Origin of the sequence: Actinomadura sp. RB99 (assembly GCF_014706005.1) — a bacterium.
Taxonomy (GTDB): domain Bacteria; phylum Actinomycetota; class Actinomycetes; order Streptosporangiales; family Streptosporangiaceae; genus Spirillospora.
In genome coordinates, this window is record NZ_JABMCA010000110.1 from 1 (window position 1) to 22,910 (window position 22,910).

Below are 22,910 nucleotides of genomic sequence, written 5' to 3' on the forward strand. Positions count from 1 at the left end.
CGCGGGGCGTCAGCGGCCGGCGGCCGGGACGCGGGCCAGCCGCGCCAGCGCGGGCCTGATCGAGCCGCGCGGCGCCGCGAGCGCCGCCACGACGACCGCGATGGCCATCGAGACCAGCCCGCCGAGCACGATGCTCAGCCGGGGCCCGAAGTGCTCGGCCATCCAGCCGACGGTGGGCGCGCCGAGCGGGTTGGTCCCCATGAAGACGAACATGTAGAGGCCCATCACGCGGCCGCGCATCTCGGGCTGGACGCCGAGCTGCATCGTCGCGTTCGCCGACGTGGTGAAGGTCATCAGCGCGATCCCGGCCGGGACGAGCAGCACCAGGAACGACCAGTACGTGGGGGCGAGCCCGGCGGCGGTCTCCATCACGCCGAACGTCATCGCGGCGAGGATCAGCAGCCGGAGCCGGGGCCTGGTCGAGCGCCGCGCCGCCAGCAGGGCGCCGGTCAGCGCGCCGAGCGCCAGCATGCTGGACGCGAGGCCGAACGAGGACGCGCCGGTGTGGAAGACCTCCTTGGCGACCAGCGCGGTCGTCATCTGGAAGTTCATGCCGAACGTCGCGACGAACCCGACCATCACCAGGACGAGGACCAGGTCGCGGCGCCCCCGGACGTACCGCAGCCCCTCGCGGAGCTGCCCCTTGGCGCGCTTGACGGTGCCGGAGTCGTGCAGCTCGCTCTCGCGCATCGCGTACAGGCCGAGCAGGACGGCGCCGAACGACGCGGCGTTCACCAGGAACACCGGGCCGGTGCCGATGACGGCGATCAGCACGCCGGCGACGGCGGGGCCGAGCAGCCGGGCGCCGTTGAAGGTGGCACTGTTCAGCGCGATCGCGTTCGGCAGGTCGCGCTTGCCGACCATCTCGATCACGAACGACTGGCGGGTGGGGTTGTCGACGACGGTGGCGAGGCCGAGCCCGAACGCCAGCAGGTACACGTGCCAGACCTGCGCGTTGCCGGTGACGGTGAGGACGCCGAGGATCAGCGCGAGCGCGCCCATCGACACCTGCGTCATCATCAGGACGCGGCGCTTGCGGTAGCGGTCGGCGATCACGCCGCCCCACAGGCCGAACAGCAGCAGCGGCAGGAACTGGAGGCCGGTGGTGATGCCGAGCGCGGTGCCGTTGTTGTGGGCGAGGTCGAGGACGAGCCAGTCCTGCGCGACGCGCTGCATCCAGGTGCCGGTGTTGGAGACGACCTGGCCCATGGCGTACAGGCGGTAGTTCCGGGTCCGGAGGGACCGGAACATGCCGCCGGGCGGGGCTTCCTCGGGGTCTTCCGGCTCGGCGTCCCCGTCGGCGTCCCCGTCGGCGTCCGTGGCCGCGTTCGGGGCGGTGTCCGGGGCTTCGAGGACGGCGTCGGTCTCCTCGGCGGCGACGACGGCGCCTGCGGCCTGGTCCGCCTGATCGGCCTCGGCGGCGGCCCGGTCGGCGGCCTGGTCGGCCTCGGCGGCGGGCGGTCCGGCGGTCGTTTGGACCGCTCCAGCCGGGAGCCCGGCGCGCTCGGCGTGCGGCGGCGGCCCGGCGGCGTCCGGGCGGCCCGCCGGATGGACGGCCGCGTGAGGGGAACGGGCGGGGGTACGGGGGGCGGGACGGCGACGGTGCGCGCGGGGCGCTACGGGGAGCGCGGCCCCGGAGCGGCCGGCCCGCCCGGAGCGCGCCCCGCGCGCCGGGGCACCGTCCGGTTCATCGTGTCCATCGTTAGCAGAAGTCATTATCAAGGCTAACGATAATCGCGCGACCGCTATTCCGGCAACCGGACCGCCTCACGGCACCGGAACCGGCCGCCCGGGACCGGCGGCGGGGCGGCGTCAGGAGCGGCGGCCGAGCGGGGCGAGGGCGGGGCGGCAGGGCGGGATGCGGCAGGGCGGGATCAGGAGCGGCTGAGCCTGTCGATGATCGGCGCGGCGCGGCGCAGGATCTCGCGCTCGTCGTCGGTCAGCTCGCCGAGCCGGGTGGACAGCCACGCCTCCTTGCGGCGCCGTTCGGCGCGCAGCAGCGACGAGCCGTCCTCGGTGGCCACCAGCACCACCTGGCGCCCGTCGGTCGGATGCGGGCTGCGCACCACGAGCCCGCGCTCCTCCAGGTAGGCGATGACGCGCGTCATCGACGGCGGCTGCACCTTCTCGTGGTCGGCCAGCTCGCGGGGCGTCATGGAGCCGTGCCGCTCGATGGCGGCGAGCGCCGCGAACTGGGTGAGCGACAGCGGGTTCGGCCCGCCGTCGGGCGCCGGCGGCCGCAGGTGCCGGAGCCGGCGCGACAGCCGCGCGATCGAGATGCGCAGCTCCTCGGCCAGCCCCGGAGGCGAGGCGGTCCGGCCGCCGGTCGGTGGCGTAGTCATCGTCATCGTTCTCCCGTGCTGGTCACCCATGCTGCCACGCCCGCTCCTTGACACGTGCAGCTAATCCTATTAGCTTTTTGGCTATCAAGTAGTCGAAGAAAGGATCGGGATGCCGCGCGCGGGCCTGACGCCGGACGCGGTGGTGGACGCCGCCATCGCCGTCGTGGACGCCGGCGGACCGGGCGCCCTCACGCTCGCCGCGGTCGCCGGAAGGGCCGGGGTCGCGACCCCCTCCCTCTACAAGCATGTCCGCAACCTGGCCGAGTTGCGACAGCTGGTGACCGCGAGAATCCTCGAAGAGCTGGCCGACCGCCTCGGTACCGCCGCCATGGGACGCTCCCGGGACGACGCCGTGGCGGCCATCATGCGCGCCTACCGCGGCTACGTTGTGGAGCACCCTAGCCGTTACGCGTCGCTGGAGCAGTCCGCGGAGCACGGGCGTTTCGCCGAGGCCGCCGCCGAACGCGTCCTCGGCGTCCTCTACGCGGTGCTGCGCGGCTACGGCCTGGACGGCCCGGAGCTCGTCCACGCGACCCGCTGCCTGCGCTCCGCCGTGCACGGCTTCGCCATCCTGGAGGCGGCGGGCGGCTTCGGCCTCCCGGAGGACCTGGAGGCCAGCTACGAGCGGCTGATCACCCTCTTCACCTCGGGCTTCTCCCAGCCCCGGGTGTGACGCCCCTCTCGCCCGCCCGCCGCGTAACCTGATCTCCATGACCCCTCCGCGCCGTCCGGACCCGCCGCCCATGCGGACCAACGACGTCCGCGTGGCCCTCGCGGGCACCGTGGCGTGGGCGATCGCGCTCGTCGTCCTGCTGGTGGCCGGGACGCCGTCCGGGGACCGCTGGTGGCTGTGGGTGTGCGTGACGGGGATCGTGACCGGCCTGTTCGGCATCTGGTACATCCCGCGGCTCCAGGCGGGCCGCGAGCGCCAGGAGGCCGCCCGCGCCGCCCGCCGCGAGGCCGCCGTGGAGGACGCGACGCTGCCCGCCGATGGCGAGCCCGGGGGGCCCAGGGGGCCCGGGGCCACGCGCCAGGACGCCGTCGCGGAGGCGTCCGAGACCTCGAAGACCTCCAAGACCTCTGAGACGTCCGAGGCGGACGTCTAGAACCCCAGGACGGCTGGAAGCCAGGCCGCCCAGAACTCCAGGCCGTCCAGAACCCCGGGGCTAGGGCTCCAGGTCGTCCTCGGCCAGCAGGAGGGGCAGGGCGTCCGGGTCGCGGAGGACGGCCTCGGCGAGGAGCCTGGCCGCCCAGTCCTCGCAGGACCACGCGAGTGCGCGCGCGAGGCCGCCGGTCCCGCTCGCGTGGACTTCGCCGTCCCTCGTCCACCACGGGACGTCCTGGCCGTCTACGATGAGCCGCTCGTGCGCGAGGTAGGTCTCCGGCGCGTGCGGCAGCACCGCCCGGACGGCGTCCGGGACGGGCCGCTTCTCCCCCGCAGTCTCCACCGCGCCGGGCACCTCGTCACCGGCCACGGGCAGGTCGAGCAGTTCGGCGAGCCGCGCGTCCCGTCCCTGCGCGGCGATGACGAGGGGCTGCCCGGCCAGTAGCGGCAGGACGTCGGGGCCGTCCAGGACGAGGGCGTCGGCGGCGTCGACGACCTCGACCACGCCGTCCACCACCGCGCGCACGCTTTCGGGCGGCTCCACCGTGACGTCGGCGTCGGCGAGGGCCGTCCATAGACCGCCGAGTTGGACGCGGCTCACGGTGCGTTCCGGATCGCCCATCCGGTCGAGCAGCTCTTGGGCGCCACCGGGTTCGTCCAGCAGATCGGCCAGCGATGTACGGACGCCCAAGGCCAGCAGTAGCTGCTCGTCGAATCCCTCTGGGGCGATGTCGTAGAGCCCTGCGAGCGCGTCGTCGCCTCGGAGGCGGAACTCGCCCGGTCTACGGCCGTCCAGGATGGGGCGGTGGCTCAGCCACCACGCGGTGTAGGACGGGACCACGGCGCGGTGGCCCGTGTACAGGGCGACATGGGCGGGCTCCACGATCGCGGCGCGCCATGGCGGTGCGGCCAGGAGCCGCAGTGCGGCGGGCCAGTCGTCGACCAGTTCCAGATCGCGGACGGCCTGGAACTCCGGCACGTGCGGCGGCAGTTCCTGCGGGCCGATCCGTTCGAGGACGTGGTCGGCCCAGCGGTCCTCGTCGTCGAGTTCGAGCGTCTCGGCCTCGTCCAGCAGGCCGGACAGGTTCACGTCCTCCGCGCGCGCGAGGGCGAAGCCGTCCAGCACGCCCGCGGCGGTGAGGGTCTCGGCGCCCCACCGCTCCAGCGTCTCGGGCGCGACGACGCCGAACGGCGCGTCGCCGGCCATCACGGTCCGCAGCGGGCTGTCCGGCAGGAGCAGCTCGCCGGCGGGGTAGAGATCGCCGTCGTCGCCGGGGAGCGCCAGCTCGGCCAGCCACGGCTCCTCGCCGGGGTCGAGCCGGGCCGCCGCGACCAGGCCCAGGACGGCCTCGGCGACGGCGCCGGGGTCGTCGGCGTCGAAGGAGTCCTCCACGGCGGCCCGCACCGCCGGGTCGGCGAGCACCGCCCGCGGGCCCGCCTCGACCGCGCCGAGCCGCAGCAGCAGCGGATGGACGGCGTCGGGATGCACGAACCGCAGCCCGAGCGCGTCGAGGCCCGCCGGATCGACGCCGTCCGCGATCAACAGGCCGCGCGGCCCGCGCACCAGCCGTCCCGACTCGCCCGCCAGCGGCACCGGAAGCGCCCCCAGAGCGTCCCTGGCGGCCTCGGTGAGCGCCTCGTACACCCGATGCCACCAGCGCGGTCCGCGGTCCACAGCGGCCAGCTCGTCCACGACGTCGGCCAGCTCGACGCGGCGGACGCCGAGCGCGGCGAGCGCCGGGCTCCGCGCCGGCCAGCCGGGCGGCAGGAGCCCGCCGACGACGGCCTCCTCGCCGGCGCGCCCCGCGAGGAGGTCCAGGAAGGCGGCGGGCGCGTCCAGCGCCACGGCGTCCCGGCCGCGCATCCGGCGGCCCTCGGGGTCGTCCGGGACGGGGAGAAGCGCCGCTTCCGGCAGGAGTTCGCGGACGGCCCGCCGCAGCCGCGCGTCGAGTTCCCCGGCGCCCACAGGGCCGGGGACCAGATCGAGCAAGCGCGGCTCGGCCGGACGCGCCTTCAGCAGGTCCACGTACGCTTCGGCGGCCCGCGCCACGAGGAAGTCGGTCAAGGGGCCTGGCGCGACATGCCGCCTGTCAGGCGCGAGCGGGAACGACGCTATGAGCAGCGCCGGCAGGTCGAGCCGCTCGTCGCTGGGCGTGGGCGCGTGCACGACGGCGGGCGTACCGTCCGGCAGGCCCTCCTCGGGGAGCGCCCATCGCACCTGCCAGGACGCGCGCGCCCGTTCCTCGACGGGCCGGTCCTCAAGCAGTTCTCCAGGCGTCGCCCCATGCGCCTCGACGGTCCGCCACGCCTGCCCGTCGACGACGACCAGCCCCGGTTGGCGCCGCTCCGCGGTGAGTACCCGGACGTCGCCGCCGATGTCGATCTCGACGGTCTCCAATGCGGGCAGCGCCAGCATCAGCGCCGCGTCCACCTGCTCCAGCTGCCGCCGCACGGAATCGGCCGCGCCCGCCCGCAGCGGCAGCCGGACGACCGTGTCGAACCCGTCCGGGATCTCCGGCGGCGCCTCGGCCTCGAACGGCAGCCGCAGCAGCGGGACCCGGCCCTCCCGCCGCGCCAGCTCGTCCGCGACCCCGGCGAGGCCGCCCGCGAGCGCGCGCGCCCGGTCCTCCGACCATTCGACGCCGCCGGTCCGGGACGCGATCGACGGCTCGGAGGTCACGGCGACGACCGCCGCGAACCCGACGCCGAACCGCCCCACCGCGCCCGCGTCGTCGCGCTTCGCGGACGCCCGCAGCGTGGAGAGGGCCTCGACGCCCGCGGCGTCCAGCGGCGCGCCCGTGTTCGCCGCCGTCAGCACCGCGCCGGCAGAGTCCAGCGACAGCCGCAGCCGTCCGGGAATGGCGGCGCGCAGCGCGGCGTCCGCCGCGTTCTGTGCCAGCTCGATGACCACGCGGTCGCGGTAGCCGCCGAGGGCGTGGTCCTCCTCGGTGTTGGCGTCCTCGCGGAAGCGCGCCGGGGACTCGTCCCAGGCGCGCAGGACGCGCTCGCGCAGCACGCGCGTGCCGAACGGGTCCGCGGCCACCTCGGTCACCACCTCGCCGCGCGGGTCGCGGCTCGTCGGAGGGACGGCGCGCGCCCCCGGTCCGGTCTCGTCGCGGTCAGCTGTGCCCGAGCGCCTCGTCGTCCAGCGACCCGGCGTCCTCGCCGGCGGACGGGACGACGTCGTAGCCCAGCTCGTCGATCACCGGCGGGTTGTGCTCGGACGCCGCCGGCAGGTTGACGGCCTCGGAGTGCGCGCCGCAGCCGTGGTCGGCGGACACCACGCGGCCGTCGTCCGGGGCGTACTCGTTGGCGCACACGCCGAACATCTGCCGCAGGCCGCCCGCGAGCGACACGTAGAACCCGCAGGTGGAGCACTGTGCCGGCGCGGACGCCGCGATCGGCGCGCGGGGCCCCGCGACGCCGTCGTACCAGCGGGCGGCGGCCTCGTCGCGGCCCTCGCGGGACAGCACCCGGACCCGGCCGAGGCCGAGCTCCCACTGCGCCTCGCGCTCGACGGACTCGTCGACCTGCGCGTAGCCGGGGGCGAGCCGGACGTCGTCGGGCGCGGTCGGCAGCAGGTCGCCGGGGCCGAGGTCGCCGGGCCGCAGCCGCTCCAGCCACGGCACCCACTGCGGCGCGAGCAGCGCGTCGTCGCCGGGCAGCAGCACGCACTCGCTCACCGTGACGATCTTGGCGCGGGCGGCGCGGGTGACGGTGACGGCCCACTGCCAGCCCGTGTAGGCCGGGTCCAGCGCGGCGAAATAGTGCGTGACCACCCGGTCGCCCTCGGCGCGCAGGCCGAGATGCTCCCCGACCGGCGCGGGACGGGCGGTCTCCTCGGCCGCGGTCCGCGCGAGGTCCACCGCCTCGGCGCAGGCGGGATCGACGGCGGGCGTGCGGGTCCGGCGGGCGGGCCCGGAGGTGGTGCGCGCGGCGGCGGTACGCGCGGGGCTGGACTGACGCGTTGGGCTCACATCTCGATTCTCGCGCATCCCGGGGCATGACCCGACACGCGGGCCGCGGCCGGCGCGAGGTGATCCGGCCCGCCGAAAGGGAACGTACTCTCAATCAGGCGGCCGGATGCGCGACCAGGCGGGTCGCGACGGCCGGAGGCGGCACGAATCCCGCGAGGAGAGATCAGGGCGCGATGGGACTGCGACGCTCCATACGCGTCGGTGTGGGCGGCGCGGGCAGGACGCTGCGCGGCATGCTCTCGGCCGCGTGCGGCGCCGGGCGGCTCACCCGGCGTGTCACGCACGCGCGCGGCGCCGGGCGCAGCGGCCTCGGCGACCTCATCGAGGCGTCCGCGCTGAACTCGGCCGGCGACGCGATGGTCACCGTCGCGCTCGCCGGGACGCTGTTCTTCGGCCTGGACGTCAACCAGGCGCGCGGCCAGGTCGCCCTCTACCTGCTCGTCACGATGGCGCCGTTCGCGCTGGTCGCGCCGCTGATCGGCCCCGCGCTCGACCGGATGCGGCACGTCCGCCGGTACGCGGTGGCCGCCACGTTCGCGATCCGCGGGCTGCTGTGCTGGGGCATGGCGGGCGCCGTCGCGCACAACGACCCGGTCACCTTCCTGCCCGCCGCGTTCGGCGTCCTGGTGACCTCGAAGGCGTACGGGGTGCTGCGCGCGGCGGTGACGCCGCAGCTGCTGCCGGACGAGATCACGCTGGTCACGGCGAACGCGCGGGCCTCGTTCGCCGGGCTGATCGCCTCCTCGGTCGCCGCTCCGGCGGGCGCGGGCCTCGCCGTGCTGATCGGCCCCGGCTGGGTGCTGCGGATCGGCACGGCGCTGTTCCTGCTCGGCATCGTGTTCGCGATGCGGCTGCCGAAGCACGTGGACATGCCCGACACCGCCGAGGCGCCGCCGGACGCGGCCGCCACCGGAACCGGTGCCGGGGACGCGGCGGACGCCGAGCCCGGCCGGCCCGCCCGGCACTGGCGGACGCTGCCCCGCGTCGGCCCGGTCGTCGCGGAGGCGATGCAGGCGAACGCCGTGCTGCGCGCCCTGTCCGGCTTCCTCGTGCTCTACCTGGCGTTCCTGCTCCGCCAGGAGCGGTTCGACCCGGTGTCGCACAACCTCGCGCTCGGCCTGCTCGCGGCGTTCGCGGGCGCCGGCGGCCTGATCGGCACCGCCCTCGGCGCCTGGATGAAGGCGCGGGCGCCCCGGCTGATCGTCACCGCGACCCTCGCCGCCGTCACCGCCGTAACGGCCGTCAGCGCGCTGTTCTTCGGCCTGTGGGCGGCGCTCGCGGTGGCGCTCGCGGCCGGTCTCGGTCAGGTCCTCGGCAAGCTGTCGATGGACGCGGTCGTGCAGCGGGAGATCGGCGAGGAGGTCCGCTCGTCCACGTTCGCGGTGACCGAGACGCTGCACCAGCTCGCCTGGGTGGTCGGCGGGCTGGTCGGCCTCGGCATGTCGATCGTCGCGGACGGCCGGGTCGCGCTGGCGGTCGTCGCGGCGGCGCTCGCGCTGTCGCTCGGCCTGCTGCTGACCCGCCGCGCGGGCACGCGCCACCGCGTCCCGGCCGCGGCGGGCACCCCGATCAAGGACGCGCACACGCGGATGCGCGCCTGACGCACCACCGCGAGGCGCGCCCTCCGGAGGCGGCCCGCCCCGGGCGCCGTCCGGTCAGGGGCTGATGTCGTCCGCCACCGCGCGCAGCACGGTCGCGATCTTCTTCGCCTCGGCCGGCGCCGGATGCTTGCCGCGCCGGTAGGTGTTGGAGATCCCGTCCAGAAGCTTGATCAGGTCCTCGGTGATGACGACCATCTCGTCCGGCTTCTTGCGCCGCTGCTTGGCGATGGTCCGCTCGACCGACGGCAGGCTCTCCAGCACGCGCACCTGCAGCGCCTGCTGGCCGCGCCGGCCCTCGACCACGCCGAACTCGATGCGCTGGCCTGGCTTGAGCGTCGTCACGCCGCCCGGCAACGCCGAGGAGTGCACGAAGACCTCACCGCCGTCGTCGCGGGTGAGGAAGCCGAACCCCTTGTCGGAGTCGTACCACTTGACCTTGCCAGTCGGCACGGGATACCTCGTTCGGTAATCGTCCTGAATCGACCCCAAGATTAGTGCCTCGCCGGGTACCGGTGAACACGCCGGGACCCCCGCGAAGCCCCTGGGGCAACGGGATGAAGCTATCCCGGACGCCGCCTCCGCGGCACCTCGATATCGGCCCCGGCGGCACCCCGCGAGAGGCGGCCCGGCGCTCCGTCAGACCGCCGCGAACCCCGTGAGCCACCCGGGGAAGGCGGTCAGGTCGGGCAGGACGACGTCCGCCCCGTAGGCGGTGAGGGCGGCGGAGTCGAACGCGCCGGTCGCGACCGCGACGGCCACGGCGGACGCGGCGCGCGCGGCGTCCACGTCACCGGTGTGGTCGCCGATGTAGGCGCGCGCGCCGTGCTCGCGGAGCGCGGCGCCCTTGTCGGCGCCGAACAGCCCGCCGACGACGGTGTCCACGTCCAGCCCCAGGAAGCGGACGGTCCGCTCGGTGTCGCGCTGGTTCTTCCCGGACACGACGACCACCCGGCCGCCCACCGCGCGGACGGCCTCCAGCGCCGCGACGGCGCCCGGCATGGCCTCGGTCACCGGGAGCGCGACGTCCGGGTAGAGCGCCCGGTACAGCTCCGCCATCGCGGGGATCCGCTCCGGCGGGAACCAGTACGCCAGCTCGACCTCCAGCGGCGGACCGAGCCGCCGGACGACGGCGTCGATGTCGATGGGGACACCGGTCTCCGCCGCGATCGCCGCGTACACCGCGCCGATGGCGGCGCGCGTGTCGGCCAGCGTGAGGTCGAGATCGAAGCCGACGGAGAAATCGGCACCATCCGGACGGGGAATCTTCGGCGAATCAAGGTCCAGCACGCCACACAGGGTAAAGGTCCGGTATGGAGCGAAAGCCAACGCCGGGGCGCGCGCGGGACGGACCGCGGCGACCAGGCCCTCGCCGAACGGGCCCGGACGCAAGTACCCGCGCTCTCCCGGTAGTGGCGATGCGACGGGATCCGAGTAGGAGAGCGCGGGAACTCTTGGCGCGGGGACCTGTGGTGCCCGGGCCCGGTCTGGTCTGCCGGGTTCCGGGCGGCCGCCCGTGTCGAGGTGATACCCGCGGCCCCTGGCGAAAACCGCCTGACCAGGAAAAACGTAGGGCTCGAACGAGCCACCACCACCCCAAGGACGATCAGCCGCAGGCCGGCCCGGCGAAGGAGGGCGCCCCATGGCGGACAACAGGGCAGACGACACGGACCGCACGATGAGCGCGCAGGAACCGGTGAGGCGGGACCCCGCCCGTACCGAACCCGCCGGGACGGGCACCACCGCGCGGCACGCCATGACCGGGACGCGCGTCGACCCGGGCGACCACCGGTCGCGGCGGCCGTTCACCGCGTCCGCGGCGGCCGCCCGCAGGCGCACCGTCAACCTGATCGCCACGGTGATCTCGGTCGTGACGACGATCGTGGTGCTGGTGCTGGCGGTGCACATCCTGTTCGTGGTGTTCGAGGCCAACACCGGCAACGACATCGTGCACTGGTTCGGCGCGCGCGCGGACGAGCTGGCCTGGCAGTTCAAGGACGTCTTCCAGCCCGACAACGCCAAGGTCGACATCGCCGTCAACTACGGCCTCGCCGCGCTCGTCTACCTCGTCATCGGGCGGATCATCGTGGCCGTCGTCCGCCGCGCCGCCTGACCCCTGCTACCGGCCGGGGAAGCGGACGACGTCGAACGGCCACGCCGTGGTGACCCACTCGCGGACGAAGTCCTCCAGGTCCTTCTCCAGCGCGGTGTCCTCCTCGTCGGCGCGGACCCAGAACACCACGACGGCGTCGGCGCCGGGCTCGTCGGACGGGGCGACGTGGATGCGGCCGAGCTGGCGTTCCCCGTCCGGCGTGTTCACCACGTAGCTGAAGGAGCGGCGCAGCTGCCCCTCCTTCTGCAGCCACGCGACGTCGATCAGCGCCTGCTCGAAGGTGAACTCGCGGTCCGGCCAGCCCCACTCCGGGCCGAACCGGCCGGCGAGCCGGTCCAGGCTGCCGATCACCGCGCCGTAGTCCTTGACGACGTCGTGGACGGTGATCGGGCGGATCTGGAACCGGGGTCCGGCGACCAGCGTGGGCACCACGAAGTCCTCGGGGAGGAAGGCCCCGTCGGCCGCCTTCCGCGGAGACATGAACATCGTCGACCCTTCCGGCGACGCCCCTTCCGGCTCAGGGGCGCGGGCATCGAACTCTAGTCGCCCCCGGCGCGGGGCGAGACGCGTCACGAATTCGGGCGCGCCGGGGCGCGGCAGGAGCCCGCAGGTCCAAGATGCCTTACTGTTCTTCCGGAGGAATTCATCACCATGACGACATCTACGCGCGAGCGGATCGTGGCCGAGTCGCTCCGTCTGTTCGCCGACCGGGGCTACGCGGCGACCTCGGTGGCCGAGATCGAGGCGGCGGCCGGGCTGTCGCCCGGCGCGGGGGGCCTGTACCGGCACTTCCGGTCGAAGGAGGAGGTGCTGGCCTCCGCGATCCGCGAGCACATCGAGCGGACCCGGCAGCAGATCACCACCGTGCTGGACCAGGCGGAGGTGTTCGCCGACCGCCCGCTCGAGGTGCGGCTGCGGATGACCTGCCAGGCCGGGCTGGCGAAGATGCGCGAGGAGCAGGACCTGATCCGGGTGCTGTTCCGCGACCTCGACCAGTTCCCGAACCTGGTCGCCGAGATGCGCGAGGGCATCGTCAACCCGCTGTACGACGGCATCGCGACGTGGCTGTCGCAGCAGCCGGAGTACGCGGGCGCCGAGGAGGACTGGGCGGCGGTCGCCTCGATCCTGGGCGGAGCCGTCGTCAACTACTGGCTGGCGAACGAGTCGATGTACGAGCCGCCCACGCGGATCGACGAGAAGCGGTTCGTGGAGAGCTGGGCCCGGCTCGGGCTCGGCCTCGTGAACCTGGAGCCCACGCCGGCGTCCTGACCCGCCGTTCCGGCCGGTTCCCGTATCGCGCCGGGCGGCGTGTCCGGCACGCGTTCCTCCACGTGCCGCCGCGCCGGACCGGCCGCACCGTTCCGCTCATACGCTGGGAGGGTCCCGCACTCGCAGCGTCCGACATGCGGAAACGCCCCGTTCCCGGGGCGCGGCGAGCCGGGACGCCCGCGACACTAAGGTGGCGAACGGCATGGAATCGTATGCGGACTGGCTGCGCGCACGAGCCGACGACGAGCTCCGCGCGCTGCTGTCCGCGCGTCCGGAGCTGCTCGCGCCCGTCCCCGCGGACCTGACCGCGCTCGCCGCGCGCGCCGCGACGCCCGCCGCGGTGTCGCGCGCCCTCGACCGGCTCGACCGGTTCACGCTCGCGGCGCTGGAGGCGGTCCTCGTCCTGCCCTCGCCGGTGCTCCCGGACGCGCTGGCCGCCGCGCTCGGCGCCACCGCGGACCAGGCCGGCGACGCCGTCGACCGGCTGCTGCGGTTCGGGCTCGTGTGGAACGGCGGCGACGGCGCGCTGAACGCCGCGCCGGGCGTCCGGCAGGGCCTGCCGCATCCGGCGGGGCTGGGCCCGCCCGTCCGGGAGGTGTTCGCCGGGTACCCCGTCGAGCGGCTCGCCGCACTGGTCACCGACCTGCAGGGCGAGGCGCCGCGCGGGTTCGCCGACGCGGCCCGGCTGCTGCGCCGGCTCGCCGAGCTGCTGGCCGACCCGGCGCCGCTGGTCGAGGCCGCCGGCCCGGAGGCGCGGTCCGCGCTGGACGCGCTCGCCTGGGGGCCTCCGGTGGGGCGGGTCGCCGACGCGCGCCGTCCCGTCCGGGTCGACACCGCCGCGACCCCGATCGAGCGCCTCCTCGCGCGCGGGCTCCTCGCCGCCGAGGACGACCGGACGGTCACGCTGCCCCGGGAGATCGCGCTCCACCTGCGCGGCGGCCGCCTGTTCCAGGACCTCCCGGCCGAGCCGCCGCCGCTCGGCGACGCGCCGTCCGGCGGCCCCCGCGGCGAGGACATGGTGGTCCGCGCCGCCGCCGGCGAGGCGTTCAACGCGGTCCGGCTCATCGAGGAGCTGCTGGAGCGCTGGGGCCTGGACCCGCCGCCGGTGCTGCGCAGCGGCGGCCTGGCCGTCCGCGACCTGCGCAACGCCGCGACGCTGCTGGACGTCCCGGAGTGGAAGGCGGCGCTGCTGGTCGAGGTCGCGTACGCGGCGGGCCTGCTCACCCGCAGCGGCGACCTCGACGGCGAGTGGCTGCCGACCCCCGCCTACGACCTGTGGCTGATGCGCGACACCGCGGGCCGCTGGACGGAGCTGGCGCGCGGCTGGCTGAAGTCGGACCGGGCCGCCGGCCTCGCCGGGGAGCGCGACGACCGGGACCGGTTGATCAACGCGCTGAGCGAGGCGATGGTGCGCAGCAGTGCGCCCGCGACCCGCCGCACCGTCCTGGAGATCCTCGCGGGCGCCGAGCGCGGCACCGCGGTGGACGCCGACGCGCTGCGGGCCCGGCTGGCGTGGCTGCGCCCCCGGCGCGGCGGCCCGGCCCGCGACCGGCTGGTCGGCTGGACGCTGCGCGAGGCGGCGGCGCTCGGCCTCACCGGGTTCGGCGAGCTCGCGCCGTTCGCCCGCGACCTGCTCGCCGGCGGCGACCCCGAGCCCGGCCTGGAGAAGTACCTGCCCGACCCGGTCGACCGGATCCTCATCCAGGCGGACCTGACCGCCGTCGCGCCGGGCCCGCTGGTCACCGAGCTGAGCCGGGAGCTGGCGCTCGCCGCCGACGTCGAGTCGACCGGCGGCGCGACCGTGTACCGGTTCACCCCCGAGTCGATCCGCCGCGCCCTGGACGCCGGGCGCACCGCCGACGACGTCACCGGCCTGCTGGCCCGGCACTCGGCGACGCCGCTGCCGCAGCCGCTCACCTACCTCATCGACGACGTGGCGCGCCGGCACGGGCACCTGCGGGTCGGCTCCCTCGCCTCGTACGTGCGGACGGACTCCGCCGGCACGCTGGACGAGATCCTCGCCGACCGGCGCGCGGCGGCGCTGCGGCTGCACCGGCTCGCCCCGACGGTGCTGGCGTCCAGCCTGCACCGCGGCGAGCTGCTCGACGGGCTGCGCGCGCTGGGCCTCGCGCCGGTGGCCGAGTCGCCGGGCGGCGGGGTGATCGTGACGCGGCCGGACGCGCAGCGCGCCGAGCCGCCACCGACCGCCGAGATCGTCCGGCTGCGCCCGGACGAGACCGCGGACGACTCGATGATCTCGGCGGCGGTGCGCGCGCTGCGGGCCGGCGACGAGGCGGCCCGGCACGGCGCCGAGCAGGCGCGGCTGCGCGCGGACGCCCCGTCCGGGGAGCCGCCCCGGTCCCCGGCGATGGCGACGATCGAGCGGCTGCGCGGCGCCGTCGACCGCGGCGGCCGGGTCTGGATCGGCTACCTCGACCAGCAGGGCCAGGCGTCCAGCCGGATCGTCGAGCCGGTCCGGGTGGAGGGCGGCTTCCTCACCGGCTACGACGCGACCCGCGCCGCCGTGCACCGGTTCGCGCTGCACCGCATCACCGGCGTCGCCGAGCTGGACGACGAGTCCTGACCCGTCCGGCGCACTGACCCGGCTGGCACAGTGCCCCGTCCGGCACACTGACCCGGCCCGCACACTGACCCGTTCGCACACTGACCCGGCCGGATCCGGCCTGAGGGCACCGGGGGCCGAAGGGAACCGGCGGAACGCCCGATCTGTCCAACCATGTGCGCTATCGGGCCGGTACCGTGCCCTCAAGCGCGAGGAGGGCTACCGGTGAGCGGATACGGAGGGGTGCCGCCCGGCTGGCACGACCCGTACGGCGGCTACGGGCAGGGCGGGACGCCGGGATGGGATGACGCCGGCGCGTACGGCTCGTACGGGCCGCCCGGCGTGCCGCAGGCGCCGGCGAACAACGGCTCCGCCATCGCGGCGCTGGTGTGCAACTGCGTCGTGGCGCTGCTGTGCTGCAACATCGTCGCCATCCCCGGCATCGTGACGGGCGCGCTCGCCCTCGGCCGCGTGCAGACCGACCCTGCCTCGGCGCGGCGGCTGACGATCTGGAGCTGGTCGCTGTTCGCGGCGTCGCTGCTGATCGGCATCATCATCGCGGTCGTCTACTTCGCCGTCATCCTCACCCACGACCCGGGCTACACCTCGACCGGCGGGGTCTGAACCGGGGCCGGCGCCGCGGCGCGCCGGCGGTGCAGCGCGAGCGCGACGAGCATCCCGGCGGCCATGCCCGCGGCGGCGAGCAGCACGGCGGTGCGGCCGCCGTCGGCGATCGCGGCCCGCAGCAGGTCGCCGGTGCGCCCGCCCGTTCCGGCGTTCGCGACCGCGGTCAGCACGGCGAGGCCGATCGCGTTGCCGAGGTTCAGTGCCGTCGACGCCATCCCGTTCGCGACACCCTGCCGCTCCGGCGCGACGCCGGTGGACGCGGCGATCCACATCGCCGTCCACACGAGCCCCTGCCCGACCCCCGACACGACCAGTCCTGGCACGGTCGTGAGGAACGCGGCGTCGACGTCGAACCCGGCGGCGAGCAGCGCGGTTCCCGCGACCCCGGCGGCGAACCCGACGACGAGCGTCCGCCGCGTCCCGAACCGCCCCACCATCCGCTCGCCGAGCTGGGTGCCGGTGGCGATCGCCACGGACGGGACGAGGAACGCCAGGCCCGTCTCCAGCGCCGAGAACCCGTGCACGTTCTGGAACAGGATCGTCAGGAAGTACGGCAGCGCCCCGAACGTCCCCATGAACACGAACGTGGTGGCGACCCCGACGACGAGGCTGCGGTTGCGCAGCAGCCCGAACGGCATCAGCGGATCCGCGCCGCGCGCCTCGATCACGGCGAACGCGGCCAGCAGCACGGCGGCGGCGGCGAACGCGCCGATGATCGGCGGGTCCGTCCAGCCCGTCTCCGGTCCCTGGACGAGCCCGAACACCAGCAGGGTCGCGCCGCCGGTCACGGTCAGTGCGCCGGGGAGGTCGAACCGGCGTCGCTCCCGGACCGCGCCGCGCCGGTCGTCCGGGATCACGAACAGCGCCGCGACCGCGACGAGCCCGGCCAGCGGGACGTTCACGAAGAACACGGCGGGCCACCCGAACGCCTGCGTCAGGACGCCGCCGAGCAGCGCGCCGACGGTCAGCCCGCTCGCCCCGGCGCCGCCCCACACCGCGAGGGCCCGGTTGCGGCGCGGCCCCTCCTCGAACAGCGTGTTGAGCAGCGACAGGGTGGACGGCAGCAGCAGCGCCCCGCCGATCCCCTGGACGGCCCGCGCCGCGATGATCACTCCGGGCGCGCCTGCGAGACCGCCGGCGAGCGAGGACAGCGCGTAGACGGTGAGGGCGGCGACGAATGTCCGGCGGCGTCCGAGCAGGTCGGCGGCGCGGCCGCCGAGCAGCAGGAACCCGCCGGCCAGCACCACGTAGGCGCTGATGACCCACTGCTGGGTCTGGCCGGAGAAGCCGAGGTCGGCGCCGATGTCGGGGAGCGCCACGTAGACGATGTTGAGGTCCAGGGAGAAGATCAGCTGCGCCAGGGCCAGGAGCGCGAGGCTCCCGCCCGTCCGGCGGCGATCGGGTGCGGGCATGCGAACGGTCCTGTCTTCTCGGAAGATCGGAAACGACTGTTCGAATGTTCTCGTACAGTCCGACTGTTCGTCAATATTCGTACTGACGTACTCTCGCGTAGGCTGGCGGGCATGATCGCCCAGCACCCCGACCGGGACCAGATCCTGCTGGAGAACGTCCTCGCCGCCCTCGGCAACCCGCTGCGGCTGCGCATCGTCGGCGTCCTCGCCGACGGCGGCGAGCACAACTGCGGCAGCATCCTCGACGACATCTCGAAGTCGACGCTCACCCACCACTGGCGCGTCCTGCGCGACAGCGGCGTCATCTGGCAGCGCCCCCACGGCCGCGAGAACCTCCTCTCGCTCCGCCGCGACGACCTCGAAGCGCGCTTCCCCGGCCTGCTCGCCTCCGTCTGCGGCGCCCTCACCGGCCGCTGACGCCGTATCGGCGCCCGCGAACGCGGTGCCAGCACCTGCGAACGCACTGGCGGCCGCGAACGCACTGGCGGCGGCCGCGAACGCACTGGCGGCGGCCGACGCAATATCCCGGACGGATCGGGCGTTGAACCCTGCGGCCCGCCCGGAACGCGCGACGCGCCGGCATGCCTCGGGTAGCGTGCACGGCGTCCGGACGAGCCATCGCCATCATCGACGGGGGCTTCTGCATTGACCGACGGTCCGCTCATCGTCCAATCCGACAAGACGCTGCTGCTGGAGGTCGACCACGAACTGGCCGGCGCCTGCCGCAAGGACATCGCCCCGTTCGCCGAACTCGAACGGGCGCCCGAGCACGTCCACACCTACCGGGTCACGCCGCTCGCGCTGTGGAACGCCCGCGCCGCCGGGCACGACGCCGAGCAGGTCGTCGACACCCTGATCACCTACTCCCGCTACCCCGTCCCGCACGCGCTCCTGGTCGACATTGCCGACACCATGGCGCGCTACGGGCGGCTGCGGCTGGAGAAGCACCCCGTGCACGGGCTCGTCCTGTCCTCCTCGGACCGCTCGGTCCTGGAGGAGGTGCTCCGCGCCAAGAAGATCAAGGGCATGATCGGCGACCGGGTCGCCGACGACACCGTCATCGTCCACCCGAGCGAGCGCGGCTCGCTGAAGCAGGCGCTGCTCAAGCTCGGCTGGCCCGCCGAGGACCTCGCCGGCTACGTCGACGGCGAGGCGCACGCCATCTCCCTCGTCCAGGACGGCTGGGAGCTGCGCTCCTACCAGCGCGACGCCGCCGAGGCGTTCTGGCACGGCGGGTCCGGCGTCGTCGTCCTGCCCTGCGGCGCGGGGAAGACCATCGTCGGCGCCGCCGCGATGGCCCGCGCCGAGGCGACCACGCTGATCCTGGTCACCAACACCGTCTCGGCCCACCAGTGGAAGCAGGAGCTGCTCCGGCGCACCTCGCTCACCGAGGACGAGATCGGCGAGTACACCGGCACGAAGAAGGAGATCCGGCCGGTCACCATCGCCACCTACCAGATCATGACGACGCGCCGGAAGGGCGTCTACACGCACCTGGAGCTGTTCGACGCCCGCGACTGGGGCCTGGTCGTCTACGACGAGGTCCACCTGCTGCCCGCGCCGATCTTCCGGATGACCGCGGACCTGCAGGCCCGCCGCCGCCTCGGCCTCACCGCCACGCTCGTCCGCGAGGACAACCGCGAGGGCGACGTGTTCTCCCTCATCGGCCCGAAGCGGTACGACGCGCCGTGGAAGGACATGGAGACGCAGGGCTGGATCGCGCCCGCCGACTGCGTCGAGGTCCGCGTCACCCTCACCGACTCCGAGCGGCTCGCGTACGCCACCGCCGAGCCCGAGGAGCGGTACCGCTTCTGCGCCACCACCGACACCAAGACCAAGCTCATCCAGGCGCTCGTCGACCGGCACCGCGGCGAGCAGACCCTCGTCATCGGCCAGTACATCGACCAGCTCGACGAGCTCGGAGCACTGCTGGACGCGCCGGTCATCAAGGGCGAGACGCGGGTCCGCGAGCGCGAGCGGCTGTTCGACGCGTTCCGGTCCGGCGAGCTGAACGTGCTGGTCGTGTCGAAGGTCGCGAACTTCTCCATCGACCTGCCGGAGGCGACCGTCGCCGTCCAGGTGTCCGGCGCGTACGGGTCGCGGCAGGAGGAGGCGCAGCGCCTCGGCCGCCTCCTGCGGCCGAAGGCGTCCGGGCAGGGCGCCCGCTTCTACGCCGTCGTCGCCCGCGACACCCTCGACCAGGACTACGCGGCCCACCGGCAGCGCTTCCTCGCCGAGCAGGGCTACGCCTACCGGATCGTCGACGCCGACGCGGTCCTCGCGGGCGAGGAGATCTGACCGGCCGGCGGCATCCGAAGGACCTGCTGACGGCCGAAGGGCCAGGAGAACCCGAAGAACGCGGAAAGGCCGAAGGGCCCGGCGTCGCGCACGCCGGGCCCTTCGGTGTCCGTCCCCTCAGCCGATGTAGGCGATCCCGTCGATGCAGACGGTCGGCCGCCCCGACGTCCCCGCGACGACGACCTTGATCGTGTGCTTGCCGCTGGACTTCCAGGCCCGCGACCAGACGAGCTGCCGGTACGCGAGCGTGGACGCGCGGGTGTCGAGCGTGCCGACCTTCACGCCGTCCACGTAGACGACGACCGCGCCCACGTTCGACTGCCGCTTGACGATCAGGCCCGCCTCGCGCCCGGTGAACGTCCAGCTCGCGCTCGCGCCCTTGCTCGCGCTGTAGAGCCCGTACCCGCCGAGGTAGGAGCTGTTCGTCGTCTTCTTCCAGGTGCCCGTGCGGGTCGACTGGCCCTCCGGCATGAGCGCGACGCTCCGGGAGATGCCGGACGTCGCGGTGTTCCCGGCGGCGTCGGCGGCGGTCAGCGACCACGACTGCGCCGTTCCCGGCTTCGCCGTCGCCGCCCAGCTCGTCGTGGTGGCCGCGAAGGTCTTGGCGGCCGGCGACGTCGCCTTGACGGAGTTGAGCAGCGCGTTGTCGGTGGCCTTCCAGCCGAGCGTGACGGGAACGCCGGTGGTGCTGACGGTTGCCCGCCGCAGCGACAGCGCCGGCGGCGTCGCGAAGACGGGCTTGGTGACGTCCGCGACGACCGTGGACGCCGGCGAGTCGGCGGTGCTGCCGTCGCTGTACGTCGCGTGGACCACGACGCTGTGCGTGCCCGGCTGGAGCGTCAGCTCCGCGGACGACGCGCCCGCCGCCGGGGTCGCCGCGACCGCCCCGTCCACGCGGACCTGGTACGTCGCCGACGCGACCGGCTTCCACCCGACCGTCACCGTGCTCTTGGTGTAGTAGCGCCCGCCCGCGTTCGTCGCGCCGGTCAGCGTGACGGCCACCGCCGGGGTGGTGAGCTTCTTCGCGGCGGTACGGATGTCGCCGAGCTTGGCGTACAGCTGCGCGCCCGGGCAGGCCGTGGCGAACCCGTCACGGTGCCCGGAGATCGTGTCGAACGACACCTTCTGCCCGTACGGGTACTTCCCGCCGGTCCCGTCCGGCGCCATCGACGTCAGCGTCGTCTTCCCCGTCGGGTCGACGCCCGTCAGGCCGAGCTTCCACGCCGCCACCTTCGCGACGCCGTTCAGCGCCGCCTGCGTCGGCGCGACGCCCGCCGGCGTCTCGTTCGCGTTCGTGTAGGTGCCGAGCACGGCGATCCCGGCCGTGTCGGTGTTGAACCCGTACGTGTGGGCGCCGTGCACCGGACGGTCGACGCCGCCCCCGCGGCCCTCGTACACGGTGCCGCACTTGTCCACGAGGAAGTTGTAGCCGATGTCGTTCCAGCCCTCGCTCTTCACGTGGTACAGGAAGATCGACCGCACCACGGACGGGGCCTCGGCGCACGTGTAGGAGTTGCCGGTGTCGGAGTGGTGGACGAACACCGCCTTCACCGACGTGTCGTACTCCGGCGGGTCCTTGACCAGCGACTCGTCGGCTCCCCACGCCGCCCGCGACACCATCGCCGGCTTCGGCGCGGTGACCGCGGTCGCGGCTCCCGCGGCCCCCGACGGCGAAGCGGTCGGGGTCGCGGTCGCGGTCGGCGTCGGAGACGGGGATTCGGACGGCGGCGTCTCGGACGGCGACGGTTCCGCGCCGCCGGAGTCGGTCGGTTCCGGAGTCGCGCTCGTCGACGTGTCCGGGGCGGGCGAGTCGCTCGGCCCGTCGACCGGGTCGGCGGCCGCCGCGAGCCGGACATCGGTGCCGCCCTCGCCCGCGGCGCGCGGACGGGACGTCCCGCTTCCGCCCGCGCCCCCTTCGGGGTCGACGAGGTCGACGCGCAACCCGGCCGGGAGGGTGCGGCCCTGCCCGGCCACCCGCACTTCGACGCCGTTCGAGGGGCCGACCCACAGGCCGTTCGTCCCGCCACGGCTCCCCGGCCCCGCGCTCTCACCGGAATCGGGGGCGTCCTGGGTGGCCGGCTCGACCTCCTGCCATCCCGACCAGCGTCCGGACGCGGCGTCCCGGGTCCGGACCCGGACCGTCCCGCGCAGTTCCGACCGCGGCTTGTCCCACGTCACGCCGAGCAGGCTGAACGGCTCGGTGGACGCGGCGGGCAGCCCCGCCACCTTCTTCGCCGCGCTGGCGGCCGTTAAGTCCCGCAACGCGTGCTGGGTGACGCGTCCGGGGCCGGGCTGAGCGGCCGCGGAGGTCGTGGCGTCCGACCCGTCGGAGACCAGATAGGTCACCGTTCCCGCGACGACGACCGCGGCGACGGACGCGCCGACCAAAGTACGCCTGAGCATGTCTCTCCGATCACGACCCGGTCCGAATCACCCTTCGGCCGGCATCACGGCGCCTGATCCTGCGCCTCTACCTCACCAGCGCCCCAAACCTCACGATTGTCACGCAAGCATCGGCCAGAAACAACGGGACGGATCACTGCCTCGGCAATGGCGGCTGCGGCACCGGAGCGGACGACCGTCCGGCGGCGGCGACGAACGCCGCGACGCCCACGCCGGTGATCACGAGGGACATCAGCAGCGCCAGGAACCAGCCGAAGTCCAGCGAGGCATGCAGCTGCTTCTCGAGGAGAGCGTGCACCACGGGAGGGAGCGCACGAGGCTGACCGTCGAGAACCGCGGACTTGGCGGAGTCGAGACGCGTGGCGGCGAGCCCCAGGGAGACCAGGCCGAGCACTCCCGGAATCGCCGCCGCACCGACGAGCCGTCCATTCCGGAGAACCGCGCCCACCACACCCAGGCCGCCGGCGGCCAGAGCGCACAGCAGCGTCAGATAACCCCAGCCGACGGTGCCTTCGAAACCGTTGTACGACCTGTCCAGACTGTGAGCGGCACCCGACGAGAGCCCCTCCGCCTGCAACGTCACTTTCACCCATGGCAGGACCGCTGAGACCAGCAGCAGAAACGCCGCCCCCGCGACCACCAGCCCGAACCAATTCAGCCCGCGCCCAGGTGCCGCCTGCGGTCCGCCAGGCCCGAACGGAGCGCCCTGCTGGTACGGAAAACCCGGGTACCCAGGCCCCGGCGGACTTCCCGGCTGTGGCGGACCACCGGGCCCTGGCGGACCTCCCGGTTGCGGTCCCCACTGAACCCCAGGGGGCGTGCCCTGGGGCATTCCCGGGGGCCCGAACGGCTGCCCGGGATTTCCCGCCGGTGGATTCTGGCCCGGCTGCGGATGCGGAGTCGCCCACTGCGGCTGGCCTGGTTCTTGTGGCTGGCTCATGGTCGGCAGTCGTCCTCACTGGGAGCAGAGGCGGACGTCGGGGGGAGTCGCAGAGCCACCCTACTCTGACGAACAGTCCCGTCTACATAGCGAGCCGCGCCGGACCTCACCGGCCGCCGGCGTCCCCGGATCCAGAAAAGGAAAAGGCCCCGCCGTGAACGGCGGGGCCTTCCTCACAAAATGTCCGGCGGTGTCCTACTCTCCCACACAGTCTCCCATGCAGTACCATCGGCGCTGAAGGGCTTAACTTCCGGGTTCGGAAT

19 protein-coding genes and 1 rRNA gene are annotated in these 22,910 nt (G+C 74.3%); 9 read left to right on the forward strand and 11 right to left on the reverse strand.

Annotated features, from left to right (window positions below; genetic code table 11):
* Window positions 1-9: 9 nt before the first annotated feature.
* Window positions 10-1,251, reverse strand: a complete 1,242-nt coding sequence (locus amrb99_RS46380; RefSeq protein WP_190868497.1) for an MFS transporter — start codon at window positions 1,249-1,251, stop codon at window positions 10-12.
* Between the two features lie 623 nt (window positions 1,252-1,874).
* Window positions 1,875-2,342: a MarR family transcriptional regulator gene (locus amrb99_RS46385; protein ID WP_190868484.1), complete on the reverse strand. Its 468-nt coding sequence runs from the start codon at window positions 2,340-2,342 to the stop codon at window positions 1,875-1,877.
* Between the two features lie 109 nt (window positions 2,343-2,451).
* Here amrb99_RS46385 and amrb99_RS46390 point away from each other — a divergent pair, with 109 nt between their 5' ends.
* Both amrb99_RS46390 and amrb99_RS53560 read left to right on the forward strand, forming a co-directional pair.
* Window positions 2,452-3,015 (forward strand): TetR-like C-terminal domain-containing protein, encoded by a 564-nt coding sequence (locus amrb99_RS46390; RefSeq protein ID WP_190868485.1) that lies wholly within the window; start codon window positions 2,452-2,454, stop codon window positions 3,013-3,015.
* Window positions 3,016-3,052: 37 nt separating this feature from the next.
* The gene (locus amrb99_RS53560) at window positions 3,053-3,448 is read left to right on the forward strand and encodes a DUF2530 domain-containing protein (protein ID WP_206700377.1); all 396 of its coding nucleotides are present in this window, start codon (window positions 3,053-3,055) and stop codon (window positions 3,446-3,448) included.
* Between the two features lie 60 nt (window positions 3,449-3,508).
* On the opposite strand, the gene amrb99_RS46400 is transcribed toward amrb99_RS53560, so the two are convergent.
* Complete coding sequence (locus amrb99_RS46400) at window positions 3,509-6,490, reverse strand: hypothetical protein (RefSeq protein WP_190868498.1); 2,982 nt, start codon at window positions 6,488-6,490, stop codon at window positions 3,509-3,511.
* A 76-nt stretch (window positions 6,491-6,566) separates the two neighbouring features.
* Window positions 6,567-7,313 (reverse strand): DUF3027 domain-containing protein, encoded by a 747-nt coding sequence (locus amrb99_RS46405; RefSeq protein WP_347257156.1) that lies wholly within the window; start codon window positions 7,311-7,313, stop codon window positions 6,567-6,569.
* Window positions 7,314-7,597: 284 nt separating this feature from the next.
* Between amrb99_RS46405 and amrb99_RS46410 the strand changes: the two genes are divergently transcribed.
* Window positions 7,598-9,025, forward strand: coding sequence for an MFS transporter (locus amrb99_RS46410; RefSeq protein WP_241756581.1), 1,428 nt, complete (start codon window positions 7,598-7,600; stop codon window positions 9,023-9,025).
* A gap of 54 nt (window positions 9,026-9,079) precedes the next feature.
* On the opposite strand, the gene amrb99_RS52880 is transcribed toward amrb99_RS46410, so the two are convergent.
* Together amrb99_RS52880 and amrb99_RS52075 are read right to left on the reverse strand one after the other, a co-directional pair.
* Complete coding sequence (locus tag amrb99_RS52880) at window positions 9,080-9,475, reverse strand: cold shock domain-containing protein (RefSeq protein WP_190868487.1); 396 nt, start codon at window positions 9,473-9,475, stop codon at window positions 9,080-9,082.
* A gap of 186 nt (window positions 9,476-9,661) precedes the next feature.
* Complete coding sequence (locus amrb99_RS52075; protein WP_347257155.1) at window positions 9,662-10,312, reverse strand: haloacid dehalogenase-like hydrolase; 651 nt, start codon at window positions 10,310-10,312, stop codon at window positions 9,662-9,664.
* 352 nt (window positions 10,313-10,664) lie between these two features.
* On the opposite strand from amrb99_RS52075, the gene amrb99_RS50375 reads away from it, so the two are divergent.
* The gene (locus amrb99_RS50375) at window positions 10,665-11,135 is read left to right on the forward strand and encodes a hypothetical protein (protein ID WP_206700378.1); all 471 of its coding nucleotides are present in this window, start codon (window positions 10,665-10,667) and stop codon (window positions 11,133-11,135) included.
* A gap of 6 nt (window positions 11,136-11,141) precedes the next feature.
* Here the strand turns inward: amrb99_RS50375 and amrb99_RS46430 are convergent, their stop codons facing one another.
* A complete protein-coding gene (locus amrb99_RS46430; protein ID WP_241756582.1) occupies window positions 11,142-11,621 on the reverse strand; it encodes a GNAT family N-acetyltransferase in 480 nt (159 codons plus the stop codon).
* A gap of 165 nt (window positions 11,622-11,786) precedes the next feature.
* Here amrb99_RS46430 and amrb99_RS46435 point away from each other — a divergent pair, with 165 nt between their 5' ends.
* The 3 genes from amrb99_RS46435 to amrb99_RS46445 all read left to right on the forward strand — a co-directional run bounded on the left by amrb99_RS46435 (window position 11,787) and on the right by amrb99_RS46445 (window position 15,591).
* A complete protein-coding gene (locus amrb99_RS46435) occupies window positions 11,787-12,404 on the forward strand; it encodes a TetR/AcrR family transcriptional regulator (protein ID WP_190868489.1) in 618 nt (205 codons plus the stop codon).
* A gap of 202 nt (window positions 12,405-12,606) precedes the next feature.
* A complete protein-coding gene (locus amrb99_RS46440) occupies window positions 12,607-14,988 on the forward strand; it encodes a helicase-associated domain-containing protein (RefSeq protein ID WP_190868490.1) in 2,382 nt (793 codons plus the stop codon).
* A gap of 204 nt (window positions 14,989-15,192) precedes the next feature.
* Complete coding sequence (locus amrb99_RS46445; RefSeq protein ID WP_190868491.1) at window positions 15,193-15,591, forward strand: hypothetical protein; 399 nt, start codon at window positions 15,193-15,195, stop codon at window positions 15,589-15,591.
* Here amrb99_RS46445 and amrb99_RS46450 read toward each other — a convergent pair.
* Complete coding sequence (locus amrb99_RS46450; RefSeq protein WP_190868492.1) at window positions 15,567-17,006, reverse strand: MFS transporter; 1,440 nt, start codon at window positions 17,004-17,006, stop codon at window positions 15,567-15,569. The genes amrb99_RS46445 and amrb99_RS46450 overlap by 25 nt on opposite strands.
* Window positions 17,007-17,117: 111 nt before the next feature.
* Between amrb99_RS46450 and amrb99_RS46455 the strand changes: the two genes are divergently transcribed.
* Entirely contained in the window at window positions 17,118-17,423 is a 306-nt protein-coding gene (locus amrb99_RS46455) for a helix-turn-helix domain-containing protein (protein WP_190868493.1), read from the forward strand.
* Between the two features lie 228 nt (window positions 17,424-17,651).
* Window positions 17,652-19,304: a DNA repair helicase XPB gene (locus tag amrb99_RS46460; RefSeq protein WP_190868494.1), complete on the forward strand. Its 1,653-nt coding sequence runs from the start codon at window positions 17,652-17,654 to the stop codon at window positions 19,302-19,304.
* 117 nt (window positions 19,305-19,421) lie between these two features.
* Here the strand turns inward: amrb99_RS46460 and amrb99_RS46465 are convergent, their stop codons facing one another.
* The 3 genes from amrb99_RS46465 to rrf form a co-directional block, all read right to left on the reverse strand.
* Window positions 19,422-21,707 carry an N-acetylmuramoyl-L-alanine amidase gene (locus tag amrb99_RS46465; protein WP_190868495.1) on the reverse strand — a complete coding sequence of 762 codons (2,286 nt, stop codon included), beginning with the start codon at window positions 21,705-21,707 and terminating at the stop codon, window positions 19,422-19,424.
* A gap of 133 nt (window positions 21,708-21,840) precedes the next feature.
* Window positions 21,841-22,347, reverse strand: a complete 507-nt coding sequence (locus amrb99_RS46470; protein WP_190868496.1) for a hypothetical protein — start codon at window positions 22,345-22,347, stop codon at window positions 21,841-21,843.
* A 482-nt stretch (window positions 22,348-22,829) separates the two neighbouring features.
* Window positions 22,830-22,910: ribosomal RNA gene (gene rrf / locus amrb99_RS46475) — 5S ribosomal RNA — on the reverse strand; the annotation flags it as partial.